Annotated in this window: 14 protein-coding genes; 6 read left to right on the top strand and 8 right to left on the bottom strand. The window is 74.1% G+C overall.

What is annotated here, in order from left to right:
• Positions 1 to 99 precede the first annotated feature (99 nt).
• The 3 genes from QJR14_10210 (at position 100) to QJR14_10220 (ending at position 3,125) form a co-directional block, all read left to right on the top strand.
• Positions 100 to 786 (top strand): ATP-binding cassette domain-containing protein, encoded by a 687-nt coding sequence (locus tag QJR14_10210; protein ID MDI3317971.1) that lies wholly within the window; start codon positions 100 to 102, stop codon positions 784 to 786.
• Positions 783 to 1,622, top strand: coding sequence for a metal ABC transporter permease (locus QJR14_10215; protein MDI3317972.1), 840 nt, complete (start codon positions 783 to 785; stop codon positions 1,620 to 1,622). Before QJR14_10210 ends, QJR14_10215 begins: the two co-directional genes overlap by 4 nt.
• Positions 1,623 to 1,718: 96 nt before the next feature.
• A complete protein-coding gene (locus tag QJR14_10220) occupies positions 1,719 to 3,125 on the top strand; it encodes a trypsin-like peptidase domain-containing protein (protein MDI3317973.1) in 1,407 nt (468 codons plus the stop codon).
• A gap of 96 nt (positions 3,126 to 3,221) precedes the next feature.
• Here the strand turns inward: QJR14_10220 and QJR14_10225 are convergent, their stop codons facing one another.
• The 3 genes from QJR14_10225 to QJR14_10235 form a co-directional block, all read right to left on the bottom strand.
• Positions 3,222 to 4,013: an enoyl-CoA hydratase-related protein gene (locus QJR14_10225; protein MDI3317974.1), complete on the bottom strand. Its 792-nt coding sequence runs from the start codon at positions 4,011 to 4,013 to the stop codon at positions 3,222 to 3,224.
• Complete coding sequence (locus QJR14_10230) at positions 4,006 to 4,377, bottom strand: hypothetical protein (protein ID MDI3317975.1); 372 nt, start codon at positions 4,375 to 4,377, stop codon at positions 4,006 to 4,008. Before QJR14_10230 ends, QJR14_10225 begins: the two co-directional genes overlap by 8 nt.
• A 65-nt stretch (positions 4,378 to 4,442) precedes the next feature.
• Positions 4,443 to 5,879: a DUF1446 domain-containing protein gene (locus QJR14_10235; protein MDI3317976.1), complete on the bottom strand. Its 1,437-nt coding sequence runs from the start codon at positions 5,877 to 5,879 to the stop codon at positions 4,443 to 4,445.
• A 247-nt stretch (positions 5,880 to 6,126) separates the two neighbouring features.
• Between QJR14_10235 and QJR14_10240 the strand changes: the two genes are divergently transcribed.
• Positions 6,127 to 7,077 (top strand): cytochrome c oxidase assembly protein, encoded by a 951-nt coding sequence (locus QJR14_10240; GenBank protein MDI3317977.1) that lies wholly within the window; start codon positions 6,127 to 6,129, stop codon positions 7,075 to 7,077.
• A gap of 21 nt (positions 7,078 to 7,098) precedes the next feature.
• On the opposite strand, the gene QJR14_10245 is transcribed toward QJR14_10240, so the two are convergent.
• Genes QJR14_10245 through QJR14_10265 form a run of 5 tightly spaced genes read right to left on the bottom strand, consistent with a single transcriptional unit; the run spans position 7,099 to position 12,900 of the window.
• Positions 7,099 to 7,353 (bottom strand): biotin attachment protein, encoded by a 255-nt coding sequence (locus QJR14_10245; protein ID MDI3317978.1) that lies wholly within the window; start codon positions 7,351 to 7,353, stop codon positions 7,099 to 7,101.
• Positions 7,350 to 8,801, bottom strand: a complete 1,452-nt coding sequence (locus QJR14_10250) for a (Fe-S)-binding protein (protein ID MDI3317979.1) — start codon at positions 8,799 to 8,801, stop codon at positions 7,350 to 7,352. The genes QJR14_10245 and QJR14_10250 overlap by 4 nt, the downstream gene beginning before the upstream one ends.
• Positions 8,798 to 11,179, bottom strand: coding sequence for an FAD-linked oxidase C-terminal domain-containing protein (locus QJR14_10255; protein ID MDI3317980.1), 2,382 nt, complete (start codon positions 11,177 to 11,179; stop codon positions 8,798 to 8,800). The genes QJR14_10250 and QJR14_10255 overlap by 4 nt, the downstream gene beginning before the upstream one ends.
• A gap of 39 nt (positions 11,180 to 11,218) precedes the next feature.
• A complete protein-coding gene (locus QJR14_10260) occupies positions 11,219 to 12,040 on the bottom strand; it encodes a DUF72 domain-containing protein (GenBank protein MDI3317981.1) in 822 nt (273 codons plus the stop codon).
• Positions 12,025 to 12,900, bottom strand: coding sequence for a S24 family peptidase (locus QJR14_10265; GenBank protein ID MDI3317982.1), 876 nt, complete (start codon positions 12,898 to 12,900; stop codon positions 12,025 to 12,027). The genes QJR14_10260 and QJR14_10265 overlap by 16 nt, the downstream gene beginning before the upstream one ends.
• A gap of 160 nt (positions 12,901 to 13,060) precedes the next feature.
• Here QJR14_10265 and QJR14_10270 point away from each other — a divergent pair, with 160 nt between their 5' ends.
• Both QJR14_10270 and QJR14_10275 read left to right on the top strand, forming a co-directional pair.
• Positions 13,061 to 13,594 carry a hypothetical protein gene (locus tag QJR14_10270; protein ID MDI3317983.1) on the top strand — a complete coding sequence of 178 codons (534 nt, stop codon included), beginning with the start codon at positions 13,061 to 13,063 and terminating at the stop codon, positions 13,592 to 13,594.
• 6 nt (positions 13,595 to 13,600) lie between these two features.
• Positions 13,601 to 13,840, top strand: a complete 240-nt coding sequence (locus QJR14_10275; GenBank protein ID MDI3317984.1) for a DUF6504 family protein — start codon at positions 13,601 to 13,603, stop codon at positions 13,838 to 13,840.
• The last annotated feature ends 7 nt before the right edge of the window (positions 13,841 to 13,847 follow it).

The raw sequence follows: 13,847 nt of genomic DNA on the forward strand, positions 1-13,847 counted from the left end.
CCAGGGCGGGCGAGACCTACCTGACCGTGATGCGGAAGAACCTCGACGCGCTGGTGGCCTCCTTCGAGGCCATGAAGGGGAGGTGAGGGCCCGGTGACGATGCGCATCCCGGCCATCCGAGCGGCCATCCGAGCGCCCCGGAGCCGGACGCCCGAGCTGTTCCTGGACGTCCGCCACCTGCGCGGTGCGGGCGCGCTGGGGACGGTGGTGGCGGACGTCTCCTTCCGGCTGCAGGCCGGCGAGATGCAGCTGATCGCCGGGCGGAACGGCGCCGGCAAGAGCACGCTGCTCCGCCTGCTGGCCGGCCTCCTCCCGGCGGGCGGCGGAGAGGCCCGGCTGAACGGACGCCCGCTGGCGCTGGCGTCCACGCGGCGCGAGCTCGGGTACCTCCCGCAGCAGGCGGGGGATCTGCGCCTCTTCCCCGCCACCGTGGAGGAGGTGCTGAACGCCTCGCAGACCAGGGGCGCGGCGCAGCGCGACGAGCCCGACTGGGCGGATGCCCTCGGCTTGAAGCCCCTCCGCCGCCGGCCTGCCGCCCGCCTCTCCGGCGGCGAGCTGCAGCGCCTGCGCATCGCCCGCCTGCTGGTGAGCGGCCGCCCGCTGCTCTTCCTGGACGAGCCGGAGAGCAGCCTGGACTCCTTCTTCGTCGGCCGGCTGCGCGAGGTGCTGGCGGAAGCGCGCCGCCGCGGGCGGATGATCGTGATGATCACCCATGAGCCGGCGCTCTGGGAGGGCCCCGGCGTGCGGAGAGCGCTGCTGGAACAGGGAAGGCTGGTGGAAGGATGAACGCCGCCGTCGTCGGCCACTTCCTCTCGGATCTGGGGAACTACGACTTCCTGCAGCGGGCCTTCCTGGCCGGCTCGCTGGTGGGGGTGGGAGCGCCGCTGGTGGGCCTCTACCTGGTCCTCCGCAGGCTGGCGCTGATCGGCGACGGGCTGGGGCACACCGCGCTGGCCGGGACCGCCGCCGCCTGGCTGGTGGGAGGCCAGCCGCTGGCGGGATCGGTCGCGGCCGCCCTGGCCGGCGCGGCGGGTGTGGAGGCGGTCTCGCGCCGCATGCGCGGCCACGACGACGCCGCTCTGGCCATGCTCTTCTATGGCGCCCTGGCCCTGGCCGCCATCCTGATCTCGCTCTCGCCGGCCGGCGGCCAGGGACTCCAGGCGGCGCTCTTCGGCTCGATCCTGACCGTCAGCGCCTCCGACCTGGTCTGGATCGCCGCCGTGGTGGCGCTGACGCTGGTGGCGCTGGCCGCCATGGGGCGCGGGCTCTTCCTGGCCGCCTGGGACGAGGAGGCGGCGCGGGCGGAGGGTTGGCCCGTCGACCGCTACCGGTTGGCGCTGGTCCTGCTGACCGCACTGACGGTGGCCGTGGGCATGCGGGTGGTGGGGGTCCTCCTGATCGCCGCCCTGCTGACGCTGCCCGCCATCGGGGCGCTGCTCGGCGCGCGCTCCTTCCGCGAGGCGCGCTGGGCGGCGGCGACGATCGGCCTCCTCTCCGTGTGGCTGGGCATCGCGGCCTCCGACGTGCTCAACCTGGCACCGGGGGGCACCATCGTGCTGGCAGCGCTCCTGCTGACCGGCCTCTTCACCTCCGTGGGCCGTCTCCGCGCCGGTCGCGCGTAGTCGCGCGTGCAAGGCGAAGTTCTTATCCTTCGCTCAGGCAGGCTTCACCGCCGCCTAAGCCACTCGTGCCATCATGTTCCTGGGGTGAGAGCGCAGATGGAGCACTGGGATCCCTTGCGGGGAGAGTCGGGCGACGGGCGCGGCGAGGAAGTGCGCCGCGCAGACGAAGAAGCCCACCGGCCGGAGGAAGAGGGGGCCGGCGCCGCCACCCTCCGCTCCGATGCGGAACCGGAGGTTGCCACCGCGTCCGCGTCCGCGCTGCCGCCCGAGACGCTAACGGCGCCGCGGCGTCGCCGTTGGCGGTGGGACCGGACGCTGACCATCGCCCTGGCGGTCGCCCTCGTGGTCGGCCTGGCCGGCGGTGGCGCGTTGGGCTACTTCTGGGCCGGGCGCGGGGGGAACGGCGCCGGTTACGAAACCGGGGTGCCCGTGGCCGTGGAATCCGCCTCCGCCAGCGGGGGCGGGGCGACCGCGACGCCGGCGGCCAATTCGGATCTCTCCTCCCTGGCGACGCCGGTCACGAAAGTCTACCAGGCGGTGGGAAACGCGGTCGTCTCCATCCAGTCCCAGGCGTCGAGCCCCTTCGGCACGCAGAGCGCCCTGGGCTCGGGCTTCTTCATCAACTCAAAGGGCTACATCCTGACCAACTACCACGTGGTGGCCGACTCCCAGCAGCTGACCGTCCAGTTGGCGGACGGCCGGAGCTTCTCGGCGCACGTCGTCGGCTATGATCCGAGCAACGACCTGGCCGTGGTCCTGCCCGACCAGCCGGTGGGCAACGTGACGGTGGCGCCGCTGGGCGACTCGGACAAGGTGATGGTGGGCCAGCTGGCCATCGCCATCGGCAACCCGTTCGGCTACGACCACACGGTCACCGCGGGAATCGTCAGCGCGCTGGGGCGGACGCTGCCAGCCGGCAACCAGCACTCCATCGCCGGCATGATCCAGACGGACGCGGCCATCAACCCCGGCAACTCGGGCGGGCCGCTCTTCAACGCGCTGGGCCAGGTGATCGGCATCAACACGGCCATCGAGGCGCCGCAGCAGGGTCGTCTGGGCGGCCAGCCGGGCAACGTGGGCATCGGCTTCGCCATCCCCATCAACACCTTCAAGGCCGAGGCCGCCAAGCTCCTGGCCGGCGGCATGGTGGAGCACGCCTGGCTGGGCATCAGCGGCATCGAGCTGACGCCCGACCTGGCCAAGCAGTACGGGCTCTCCGTCCAGTCCGGCGTCCTGGTGGCCGAGACGATGCCGGCCAGCCCGGCGCGGCGCGCCGGCCTGCGGGGCGCGTCCGTCGACCCGACCACCGGCCAGCCGGACTTCTCCTCGGCCGATGTGATCACCGCGGTCAACGGGCAGAAGGTGACCTCGGCCACGGAGCTCTCGGCGCTCCTGGACAAGGTGGGCGTGGGCAATACCGCCACCCTGACCGTCGTCCGCGGCGGGCGGAGCCTCCAGCTCCCCGTCCGCCTGGCGGCCTGGCCGGCCAACCTGGGCGGCTGAGCGAGGGGGGCGGGCTCCGGCCCGCCCCTCGCCCCGCCCTGCGGATCGGCCGCGGAGGGGCCCGCCCCCGCCCCCGGGGCTCCGCCCGGCCCGCATCTACTCCTCGGGCCAGCGCCAGGAAGCGCTCCAGCGCGGCGGCCGCTTCTCGGCGAAGGCGCGAGGCCCCTCCACGGCGTCCGCGCTCCGGTAGACCGTCCGATAGAGGGCGGCCGCGCGCTCCAGACCCCTCTCCAACCCGAGGCTCATGGCCTCGCGGAGCGAGCGCTTGGCCGCGAGGACGCTGAGCGGCGCGTTGGCCGCGATCCGCTCCGCCATCCGGAGCGCCTCGTCGAGGAGGCGCGGGAGCGGCACCAGCCGGTTGAGGAAGCCGAGCTGGTAGAGGCGTTCCGCCGGCAGGGTCTCGCCGGTCAGCGTCAGCTCCAGCGCCACCCCCAGCGGGAGCTCCCAGAGGAGCGGGACCGCCCAGGGCGAGCCGCGCCCCACCTTGGCCTCGGCGATGGCGAAGGTGGCCCCGTCGGCGGCCAGCCGCAGGTCGGCGTTCTGCGCCAGGAGGAATCCCCCGCCGGCAGCCACGCCGTTGACCGCGGCGATGATCGGCTTCCGCACCTCCAGCATGCGGCGCATGGTCGGATCGCGGACCAGGGCCAGCAGGTCCCGGCCACGGGCGCTCAGCTCCGCCTGCTCCTTCAGGTCCATGCCGGCGCAGAAGGCGCGGTCACCGGCCCCGGTCAGCACCACGACGCGGACGCGGTCGTCCCGGTCGACTTCCTCCCAGAAGTCGGTCAGGCGGTTCCAGAGCTCGCTGGAAAGGGCGTTCCGCCGCTCGGGGCGGTCCAGGGTGAGGAGCGCCACGCCCCGCTCGACCTCGATGCGGAGCGGCTCAGCCATCCTCCGGCACCCCCGCCTGCGGCGCTTCGCCCTCCCGCGCCTCCACGTCCGGCACCTCCACCTCCAGCCGGAGGAGCGCGTTGCAGAGCGACTTGCCGGTCTGGTCGAAGCGGAGCGTCCGCGTGGCGCCGCCACCCAGCGCGCGGCGCATGACCACGTTGAGCGCCCGGATGTTGGGCAGCTCGTAGACCTCCACCTCGCCCTGGACGACCCCCTTCATCAGCGCCTTGACGCGCTCCGGCGTCACCTCGCGGCGGAGGATCGCGTAGGCGGAGTCGTCGAAGGCGAGCAGCCCCACGTTGGAGATGTCGCCCTTGTCGCCCGAGCGGGCGTAGCAGAGGTCGACCAGCCGCTTCCTCGCCACCGCTCATGCCTCCTTCGACCGTTGCCGGGACCGTGCCGACGTGCTGCCGGCCGGCGCCGCGGTGCCTAGGCGTCGAGGGTGCGGACGCGCACCTCGACCGCCTCGCGCGGCACCAGGGTCGGGAAGAGCGAGATCACCTGCCGGGTGCGGAGCGGCGCGCCCCAGCCCGTCCCGGCCGGCCCCCAGGTGGTCGCCAGGAAGAACTCTCTCCGCGCCGTCTCCGCCTCCTCCGGCGTGCGCGTGCGGACGGCGACGCGCAGCTCGATCTCGTTGACCGCGTCCTCGTCGTCCGGCCAGGGGGCCGCCTCGCCGTGGAGCATGTCGACGCCGACGCGGTCGAAGCGGAGCTCGAGCGGCCGCACGCCCCGCATCTCCAGGCGGCGGCGGAGCCACTCCTCGATGCGGCGCGCCTTCTCCAGCGCGTACGGCCAGCTGACGCCCAGGCGCCCCTCGGCGATCCAGCCGTCCGTGTAGCCGATCTGGACCTTGAGCGTGTCGGGCCGCGGCCCGCCGCCCATCTCCCGGACCAGCACCCGGTCCTCCCCCAGGTCGGTCAGCCGGAGCCGGGTGAAGTCCGCCACCGCGTCGGGCATCACGTACTTCCTGGGGTCGTGGACCTCGTAGACCAGGTGCTCCTTCACCGACCAGCTGTCGACCCGCCCGCCGGTGCCCGGCAGCTTGGTGATCACCGCCTCCACCCGGCCGCCGGGGAGCTCGGTCACCTCGGCGATCGGGTAGCCCAGGTTCCAGGGGTCGGGCGTCTCGCGCCAGCGGACGGTCATGCCGCCGGTCACCATCTCGGCGCACTCGATGAGGTGGCCGACGGTGACGGCGGCCGCGATCCGGTCCCAGTAGGGCTCCTCGTACCGCCACCCGAACTCGTGCATCAGCGGTCCGACGTAGAGGGCGTTGTCGGAGACGCGGCCGGTGACGACCAGCTGCGCCCCCGCCCCCAGCGCCTCCGCGATCCCCTCGGCGCCCAGGTAGGCGTGGGCGGCGACGATCCGGTCGCGGATCCCGTCGAGGCCGCGCTCGCCGGTGTCCAGGTTGACGAACTCCCAGCCGCTCGCCTCCAGCCGGGGCAGCTGGACCAGGATGTCGTCCCCCTCCACCACGCCGACGCGGAGCGGCAGGCGGAGTTCGCGGGCCACCGCCAGCGCCCGCTCCGCCGCCCCGAGGGGGTTGGCGCCGCCGCCGTTGGCGACGAGGCGCGTCCCGTTCCGGATGGCGGCAGGAAGCAGGCTCCGCACCATCTCCACCATGTCCTCGATGTACCCCTTCCCGGGGTTGCGGAGCCGCTCGCGCTGGAGGAGCGACATGGTCAGCTCGGCGAGGTAGTCGAAGCCGATATAGTCCAGGTGGCCGCGCTCCGCCAGATCCAGGGCGGGTTCCAGGGCCGAGCCCCAGTAGCCGGAGCCCGAACCGATGCGGACGGTCCGGCCCGCCCGCGGGGCCGTCCCCTCCGCGTGGCCGGGACCGCCGGGTTGCGCCACGCCACCCACCTCCCGCTGGAAGCTTCGCCCGGCGGTCGACCCTTCCTGTCGCGGATGCGGGCGACGCGGCGTCGAAGTTGGCTCGGAGGCGGCGCGGGAGGAGCCTTCCCCGCCTCGGCTCCATCCCGCCGGTGAGCTAAAGTAAGTGTAGTCGCTACAGCACCTAACCAAAGAAGAGACGACCGGGATCGAGGATCCGCATCCTGTGCGCCGGCAAGGGGTCCGGGCCGGCCCGGCGCGGGGAGGAGGAAGTCCCGTGAACCTTGCAGCTCCGCTCATCCTGGCCGCGGCGGCTCACCCGTCCGGCGCGCGCGGCCACCACGCCTCCGAGGCGGCCTCCCTCTTCCTGCGCTCGCATCCCGTCCTGGCCATGTTCGCCGGCCGGTGGCAGGCCGAGGCGACGGTGCTCGTCCCCGCGGCGCTGGCGGCGCTGCTCTACGCCGCCGGCTGGCTCCGCCTCCGCCGCGCCGCGGGAAGGAACTCGGTCCCCGCATGGCGTGCGGCGCTCTTCGCCCTCGGCCTCCTCGCCCTGCTCTGGGCGCTGGAGGGCCCGCTGGACGACCTGGGCGACGCCTCCTTCGCCTTCCACATGATCCAGCACGAGTCGCTGATCCTCGTGGCGGCGCCGCTCCTCCTCCTCGGCCTGCCGGCCCCGGTCTTCGCCTGGGCCCTCCCCCGCCGCTGGAACCGGGCGACACTCCCCTGGTTCAGCCGGAGACGGATGCTCCGCCGGCTGGCGGAGTGGCTCGGCCGCCCGGCGGTCGCCTGGGCGTTCTTCAACGCCGCCTTCGCCCTCTGGCACCTGCCCCCGCTCTACAACGCCGCCCAGGGGAACGACTGGGTCCATTACAGCGAGCACATCACCTTCCTGGTGGCGGCGCTGGTCTACTGGTCCCGGCTGGTCGGCCTGGGTCCCCACGCGCGCCGGCTCTCGGCGGCCAGCGCCGCGGGCTACGCGGCCGCCAACATGCCGGTCGGGATGCTCCTGGGCATCTGGTTCCTCTTCAGCCCGAGGCCCGTCTACGCCCACTACGAGGCGGCCGAGAACCCCTTCGGATGGAGCGTGCTGATGGACCAGCAGCTGGCAGGCGCCATCCACCTCCTGGTGGGGACGGTCTACCTGGCGCTGGTCGGCGTCTACCTCGCCCGCTGGATGGTCGACCTGGAGGAGGCGGAGTCCGTCTCCAAGCCGTCCGCCTCCCGCTGAACCGGAGCCGGCGGGGCAAGGTCACGCGCCTTTCTCGATGGCGGCGATCACCGCCCCCGGCCGGGCGGCCTCTTCCTCGGGAAGCAGGCGGCGGAGCCGCCCGCCGGCCGGCGCCTCGATCTCGTACTGGACCTTCTCCACGGCCAGCTCGGCGATGGTCTCGCCGCGCTCGACGCGGGCACCCTCCTCGCGCAGCCAGATGACGCGCACCCCTTGAGGCGCCTCTTCCGGCTTCCAGAGGTCCTCCGGGATCCGCACCTCCACCACCTGGTTCATCCCTCCTCGCGCGGCAGGGCGCGGGCCCCGCCCTGGCGGACCGCCTCCCAGGCCAGCTCCGCCACGTGCGCCACGCGCAGCTCACCCTCCCGCCCGGCCCGGTGGACCCCCAGGCGCATCTGCAGGTAGCAGCCGGGGTTGGCCACCGCGACGGTCCGGGCGCCGCTCCGATCGACAGCTTCCATCTTACCGTCGAGGATCTCCATGGACGCCTCGTAGTGGGTGAAGTTGTAGATGCCGGCCGAGCCGCAGCAGCGGTCGGCCCCCTCCATCTCCACGAAGCGGTAGCCGGGCAGGCTCCGGAGGATCTCCCGCGGCTCGCGGTAGACCTGCTGGCCGTTCCGCAGGTGGCAGGAATCCTGGTAGGTGAGGACCCGCGAGACCCCGGCGGCAGCCGCCGCGCCGCCGCCCGCCCCGCCGTCCCGCGCCCCGGTCTCCACCGGCTCGATCCGGACCAGCTGGCTCCAGTCGCGAACGCTGGCGCTGAACCGGGCCGCCCGCTCGGCCCACTCCGGATCGTCGGCCAGCAGCCTCCCGTACTCGCTCAGGAAGGCCCCGCAGCCGCCCGCGTTCTCGGCCACCAGCGGCCTGCCCGCCGCCTCCCAGGCGGCGATGTTCCGGCGCGCCAGCCGCTTCGCCTCGCCGGTCTCCCCCGCGTGGGCATGGAGCGCACCGCAGCACGGGGCGCCGGCCAGGGTGCGCACCGGATAGCCTGCCGCCCGCAGCAGGGCCACCGTGGCCTGATTGACCCCCTCGAAGAGCGCCTGGCTGACGCAGCCCGGGAACCAGCCCACCTCGGGAAGCGCGGAGGAAGCCTCCCGCCGCCCCTCCCCGCCCGTACCCGCCTCCGGTACCGGTTCCTCCCCGCCGGCGGGCGCCTCCGGCAGCATGGGCGCCATCTCGTCCAGTCGGCCCGGCATCGCCCTGAGGAGCGGCTCGCCCAGGCGGCGGGCGACGGGGTCGCGCTGGTACCAGCGCCCGAGCCGGCCGACGGCGCGAAGGAGCGTCGGATGCTCCACCACCTGGAGGAGCGCGCGCCCCAGGGGGCCCAGCGGATCGACGTCCGGGATGCGGGCCAGTTCGGCCCTCGCGGCCTCCAGCACCTCGCCGTAGCGGACGCCGGACGGGCAGGCGGTCTCGCAGGCGCGGCAGCCGAGGCAGAAGTACATCTGCTCCGCGAACCAGCCGTCGGGCTCGATGCTCCCCTCCCGGACCGCCTCCACCAGGGCCAGGCGGCCGCGGGGAGAGGCCGCCTCCATCTGCGTCAACGAGTAGGTGGGGCAGGCGGGCAGGCAGAAGCCGCACTTGATGCAGTGGGCGATCTGCTCCTCGGCCGCCTGGCCGGCGAAGTCCGGCCGCGGGCGCAAGCCTTCCCCCGGGCCGGTCGCGCCGGCCGGCGCAGCGGGCGCCGGCTCGGCCACCCTCTCTCCCTCCAGCGGCAGACTCACCGATCATCCCCCCTTCGCGGCGTGCAGAAGAGCCCCAGCGGGTCGAAGGCCCGGCGGACCCGCTCCTCCAGCTCCCTGCGGGCGGGATCCAGTGCCGGGCGCGCGGAGGCCAGGGCGGCGGCGCGGGCGCGCCGCCAGAGGGGGAGCACCTCCTCGTAGGGGCGCTCCTCCGGCAGCGCCCCCGGCGCCAGCAGCCCGGACCGCCTCAGCTCCTCCACCAGGCGCGCCGCCTGCGCGTCCGCCTCCACGGCCAGCCCCTCCCAGACCAGCCAGAGGAGGCGTCCCTCCCCGCCGTCCCCGCCGGGAAGGACCTCGGCCACCGAGAGTCCCAGCTCGGCGACGCTCCTGGGGGTGGGCGGCTGGGCTCCGGCCGGGAGCGGGAGCAGCCAGCTCCGCCGCACCTCCGGCCGCGGCTCGAGGCGGAGGACCGCCCGTTCGATGGCGCCCAGCGCACCCCAGGAGCCGACGAGGAGCCGGACCAGGTCGTAGCCGGCCACGTTCTTGACGCTGCGGCCGCCCAGCCAGAGCCGCTCGCCCTCGCCGTCCACCACCACCAGCCCCAGGACCCAGTCCCGGGGCCCGCCGCGGAGCGCCGCCAGCGGCCCGCCGACGCCGCTGGCCAGGTGGCCGCCCAACGTGGAGGCGAGCCCGTCGCCCTCGTCGGCCGGGTAGCGGAGTCCCGCGGCGGCCAGCGCCTCGCGCAGCTCGGCCGGGGAGGTCCCTGCGCCGACCTCGGCCGTCAGGTTCTCAGGGTCCACCTCGATCCCCCGGGGAGCGCGGAGCTCGAAGCGCTGCCCACCCTCTCCCGCCGGCGGCTCCGCTCCGGCCAGCGCGGCCAGGAGCCGGCCGCCACCCTGGAGGAGGACGGGAGTTCCGCCCTCCCGCCACCGGGCCAGCGCCCCGCCAAACCGTTCGGAGAAGGCAGAGGCCTCCAGCGGCTCGCGACCCGGCCACTCCCCGGCCTGGATCCGGGCCAGGCCTGCGGCGTCCGGAACGGCCTTGCCCGGGTTGAGCCGCTCCTCGGGATCGAAGGCCAGCTTCAGCCGCCGCATCCGCTCCAGCTCGGGCAGCGAGTACATCAGGCCCAGGTTGGGCAGCTTGTCGACGCCGATCCCGTGCTCGCCCGTGATGGAGCCGCCCATGCGGGCGCAGGCGGCCAGGATCTGGTCGTCCGCCTCGTGCATCCGCCGGACCGAGTCGGGGTCGGAGGGGTCGAAGGTGACGAGCGGGTGGAGGTTCCCGTCGCCCGCGTGGGCCACGGTCAGGATGGTCAGGCCGTAGCGGCCGGCGATCTCCTCCACCCGGCGCATCATCTCCACCAGCCGCGGCCGCGGCACCGTCACGTCCTGGGTCCAGACATGCCGGCTCACCCGCGCCGCGGCGCCGAAGGCGGCCCTGCGGCCGAGCCAGAGCGCCTCCCGCTCCTCGTCGCTTTCGGCCAGCCGCCACTCGGCTCCCCCGCGGCGGAGGAGCTCCTGCACCCGCTCCAGCTCGGCCTCCACGTGCCGCTCCGTGCCGTTGAGGTCGATGAGCAGGACGGCTCCCGCCTCCTCCGGGTAGGCGCCGTGCACGAAGGGCTGGACGGTCTCGATGGAGGCCCGGTCCAGGAGCTCCAGGGAGGCCGGCACCACCCCGGCGGCGATGATGGCGCTGACGCCGGCCAGCGCCGCCTCGATCGACTCGTAGGCGGCCAGCAGCGTGATCTCCCGCGGCGGGAAGGGGGTGAGCGCCACCTCCACCTCCGTCACCACGGCCAGCGTCCCCTCCGATCCGACCACCAGCCCGCGCAGGTCGAGCCCGCCGTCCTCCCGCCGCAGCTCCAGCGCCCGCCCGTCCGCCAGGAGCGCCCGCAGCCCGACCACGTGCCGGGTGGTGACGCCGTACTTGACGCACCGCGGGCCGCCCGCGTTCTCGTTGACGTTGCCGCCCAGGGTGGAGACGCGGTGGCTGGACGGGTCCGGAGCATAGAAGAGGCCGTAGGGCCGGATCGCTTCCTGGAGTGCCAGGTTGGGGATGCCGGGCTGGACCCGGGCGCGCAGTCGGTCCGGGTCCACCCAGAGGACGGAGCGCATCCGGTTGAAGGCGAGCACCAGCCCTCCCTGGCGGGGGATGGTACCGCCGGAGATGTTGCTGCCCGCCCCGCGCGCGATGACAGGGAAGCCCAGGCGCTGCGACAGCTGGAGGACCTGCAGCACCTCTTCCTCCCGCTCGGGGAGGAAGACCGCGTCGGGCATCCGGATCTCGCCCGTCGCGTCGTAGGCGTAGACGGCCAGTTCCCCCGGCCGGGTCAGAAGCCGGTCGCGCGGCAGCTCTCCGCGCAGCCGTTCCAGCCACCCCGCCGCCCTGGCCGGGGCGGGCCTCACGTCGGTCACGACCACGGATCGATCCCACCTTCCGCAACCGCCGTCACGAGACGGTCAGCGAGGCGGTTCGCCCTCCCCTGGCCTCTCGCCTGCCGGCTCCAGGCCGAGGAGCCGGGCCAGCATGCGCGCGTTGACCACGGCCTGGCCCTGGTAGTGGTTGTTGAAGGCGATGAACAGGCGGTCGCTGCGGGCGGCGAGCTCCCGCACCCGGGGGAGCCACTCCTCCAGCTCCTCCGCCCGGTAGAGGTAATCGTACCGCTCGTAGGCGGCGCCGTGGCTCCACCACCTGGCTGCGTTCCGCCCGTGGAAGCGGATGTAGGCGATGGGGGAGGTGGCCACCGCCACCGGCCTGGGCAGCCCGCGGAGGGGCGGGGCGTCGACGCTGGTGAAGCCGAGGCCCAGCGAGCGGAGCCAGGCGTAGGTCGCCTCCCGGAACCAGCCTTCGTGGCGGAACTCCACCACCAGCGGCAGGTCCGGGAGCCACTCGCGCAGGCGGCCGAGCCAGCCCCGCTCCGCCGCCTCGTTCTTGAAGGCGTAAGGGAACTGGAGGAGGACCGCACCCAGGCGGCCGGCCTCCTCCAGGGGGCGGAGCGCCTCGCGGAAGAGCCGGGCGTCCCGCTCGGAACCGGTTTCGCGCTCGTGGGTGAGCGTCCGGTAGGCCTTGATCGTGAAGAGGAAGCCGGCCGGCACGTGGCGGAGCATCCCTTCGAAGGTCCGGGCGGGCGGCAGCCGGTAGAAGGTGGCGTTCACCTCCGTGAAGGGGAAGCGCTGCGCGTAGAAGGCGAGCATCTGTCGCTCGGGCAGGCCGGGCGGGTAGAACGGGCCGACCCAGTCCTTGTAGCTGTAGCCGGAGGTGCCGATCAGGATCTCGCCCATCCGTCTCGCCCCTCTCTGGGCGGTGGACCCGGCCGCTTGAGGACGTGCTCGACCACCCCCAGGATCCGGTCCTCCGGTCCCAGGGGGATGTCCGGGTAGTGCCGCTCCGCGTTGTGGGCGCGCAGGAAGTAGCGCCCGTTCTCCCGCAGGAGGTACTTGACCGTCACTTCCTGGCCGCCCAGGAGCGCCACCACCACGTCGCCGGGCTCCGCCGCCTCCTGGGCCCGGACCAGCACCAGGTCGCCCGGCTCGATGCCGGCTCCCACCATGCTGTCGCCCACCACGTGGAGCGCGTAGGTCGCCTCCACGCCCTCGGGCACGTGGACGAACTCGCTCACCTCTTCCAGCACGAAGCGCGGCTGCCCGGCCGCGATCTCGCCGGCCACGGGAAGCCGGCGCGCAGGGAGCAACCCGAGCCGTTCCGGGTCGGGCCGGTCCGCCTCCCCGCCGGCAGCGCCGCCTCGATCCGCCCCGCTGGCGGCCAGCAACCGTTCCAGGAAGGCCTGGCGGCGGGCCAGCTCGGTCCGGCGCGACGCGATCGCCCCGGATGCCCGCCCGCCTCCCCCCTCCAGCTGCCGGAGCTCCCGCCGCACCCCGGCCAGTTCACGCTCCAGCTGGCGCCGCGGGCCGGCCGCCAGGCGGACCAGCCCGTCCAGGTCGTGGCCGAGCTCGTGGGCCAGCACCATCAGGTCGTCCAGGCCGGGCATCCGCCTCCCCTGCTCCCAGGCCTGGACGGTGGAAGCCGCCTTGCCGATGCGGCGCCCGAGCTCCCGCAGGGAGAGGCCCCTGGCAAGGCGGAGGGCGGCCAGAGCTTTGCCGAGGGCGACGCTGCCCGTCTCCGACCGTTCTCCCTCCCTCATGCCGGCGCCCCCCGCTCTGCGTTGACGATCGTTCACGGAGAGTGTACACTGGCTTCGCTCGGGGACGCAAGGTCCTGCATGGAACGAGATTCCGTCCTCGGTCCCGCGCGGTATCTCCTGTTCACGAAAGTGGAACGCTGCACCAGGAAGGTGAGGCCCGATGCCGGTCGCATCGCTGGTTCAGGCTCTCTCCCTGGAGGGTGTCACCTCCGGCGAACTTCTCACCGCCCTCTCCCGCCACCTGGCGGAGCAGCTGGCGGAGGAGCTGCGCTCGCGGGGGCTGGCCTGGCAGGAGGCGCGGCTCCGCCTCCGCGTGACGGGGAAGGAGCTGGAGTACGCCACCGCCCTGCCGCGTCAGGCCCCTCCTTCCTCGCTCTCTCCCGCCGTGACCGGCCTCCTCGAAGGGGTGCGGCTCCCGGGCCCCGTGGAGGGACTGGCGCTCCACGTCCTCCGCCTGACCCCGCAGGCCTTCGTCCAGATGGATCTGGCGGGCGGTCGCCGCGCCGATCGCATCGCCCGGCTCGAGGCGGTCCTCCAGGAAGTCAACCGGCGCTACCCGCTGGCCCTGCTCCGGGGAGGAGCCCCGGCCGCCGAGGACCCTGCCGCGCGGCGGAGGGAGCGGATGCTCTCCTTCTACGACCCGCTCCGCTGCCATCCGCCCCGCGGCGGGGGCGGGGCGGGAGCCGGAAGGTGAGCGGGCGTGCCCCGTCCTCTCCGTCTCCTCTGCGACGCCTCGGGCCGGCCGAAACTCCTCTACTGGCACGGCGGCCGCTACCCGGTGGCCTCGATCCTGGAGCGCTGGAAGGACGCCGGCCGCTGGTGGGCAGGCGAGTCGCCCAAGCTCTTCTTCCGCCTCCGGACCGTCGACGGCGCGCTCTGGGAGATCTACCGGGACGGCGACGCGCCCGGAGCCTGGTATCTCTATCGTCTCTACGACTGAGACCGCC

This window comes from Bacillota bacterium (genome assembly GCA_029961055.1).
In the GTDB taxonomy this organism is placed as follows: Bacteria; Bacillota; Sulfobacillia; order JAIMAT01; family JAIMAT01; genus JAIMAT01.

Bases quoted from the DNA above. Each gene is read 5' to 3' on its own strand.
- QJR14_10215 (MDI3317972.1), top strand. From the start codon at position 783: ATGAACGCCGCCGTCGTCGGCCACTTCCTCTCGGATCTGGGGAACTAC.
- QJR14_10245 (MDI3317978.1), bottom strand. From the start codon at position 7,353: ATGAACCAGGTGGTGGAGGTGCGGATCCCGGAGGACCTCTGGAAGCCG.
- QJR14_10265 (MDI3317982.1), bottom strand. From the start codon at position 12,900: ATGAGGGAGGGAGAACGGTCGGAGACGGGCAGCGTCGCCCTCGGCAAA.
- QJR14_10270 (MDI3317983.1), top strand. From the start codon at position 13,061: ATGCCGGTCGCATCGCTGGTTCAGGCTCTCTCCCTGGAGGGTGTCACC.
- QJR14_10220 (MDI3317973.1), top strand. From the start codon at position 1,719: ATGGAGCACTGGGATCCCTTGCGGGGAGAGTCGGGCGACGGGCGCGGC.
- QJR14_10210 (MDI3317971.1), top strand. From the start codon at position 100: ATGCGCATCCCGGCCATCCGAGCGGCCATCCGAGCGCCCCGGAGCCGG.
- QJR14_10225 (MDI3317974.1), bottom strand. From the start codon at position 4,013: ATGGCTGAGCCGCTCCGCATCGAGGTCGAGCGGGGCGTGGCGCTCCTC.
- QJR14_10260 (MDI3317981.1), bottom strand. From the start codon at position 12,040: ATGGGCGAGATCCTGATCGGCACCTCCGGCTACAGCTACAAGGACTGG.